1 protein-coding gene is annotated in these 1,047 nt (G+C 68.7%); it reads left to right on the forward strand.

What is annotated here, in order from left to right; genetic code table 11:
* Nucleotides 1–174 precede the first annotated feature (174 nt).
* On the forward strand, nt 175–948 hold the full coding sequence (locus tag BN11_RS18125) for a MerR family transcriptional regulator (RefSeq protein ID WP_048699688.1): 774 nt from the start codon (nt 175–177) through the stop codon (nt 946–948).
* The last annotated feature ends 99 nt before the right edge of the window (nt 949–1,047 follow it).

Here is a 1,047-nt window from a genome sequence, read left to right on the forward strand (position 1 = left end):
CGGCAGCGCCGGCGAGCGCGCCCGGCCAGCCACCGCCGGCCAGGTGGTGGACGACGACGCCGATCGCGGCCCACGCCGCCAGTTCCGCCCCGAAGACCAACGCGAGGAAGGCCATCCCCATGTCCACGATTATGCGCTTGACCCTCACGCGACGTCAGCCCGCAGAGTAGACACGTGACCGAGACGACACAGGACCTGCTCACGGTCGGGCAGGTGGCCGAGACCTTCGCCGTGACGGTGCGCACGCTGCACCATTACGACGAGATCGGGTTGCTCACTCCCCGTGAGCGGTCCTATGCCGGCTACCGGCTTTACACCGCGAGCGACCTGGAGCGGCTGGCGACCATCGTGGTCTATCGCCGCCTCGGGTTCGGGCTCGAAGAGATCGCCGAACTCCTTGCCGGAGAAGGCGATCTGGTCGAGCACCTGCGTCGTCAACGCGCAGCGGTCACCACCCGCCTGACGGAGTTGCGCGAACTCGTGACGGCACTCGACCATGCATTGGAGGCAGAGATGGGCAACCGGCCCGCAACCACGGAAGAACTCAAAGACCTCTTCGGCGACGGCTTCGACGAGTCGTATGCCGCTGAGGCCCAGGAGCGCTGGGGCGACACCCCGGCGTGGACCCAGTCGCAGGCGCGCACCGCCACATACATCAAGGCCGACTGGGAGTCAGTGAAGGCAGAGATGGACGCGGTGAACGCCGCGTTCGTCGCCGCCCTGGAGTCCGGTGAGCCGCCGACAAGCGCGGCGGCGATGGACGCCGCGGAGGCGCACCGCCGGCACATCAACGACCGGTTCTACGACGTGTCCTATTCGATGCATCAAGGGCTGGGTGAGATGTACGTGACCGACGCGCGGTTCACGCAGACGTATGAGGATCTGGCCCCCGGGCTCGCGGCCTACGTCAAGGCCGCCATCGACGCGAACGCCGCTCGTCAGCAGTGACGTCTCGCCTCAGTCGGCCGTCGGCCACACCAGGGCCGTGGCGAGGGCAGCGATGCCCTCGCCACGGCCGGTGAGGCCGAGGCCGTCGGGGGGGGGGCC

This window comes from Nostocoides australiense Ben110 (assembly GCF_001050535.1).
GTDB lineage: Bacteria > Actinomycetota > Actinomycetes > Actinomycetales > Dermatophilaceae > Nostocoides_A > Nostocoides_A australiense.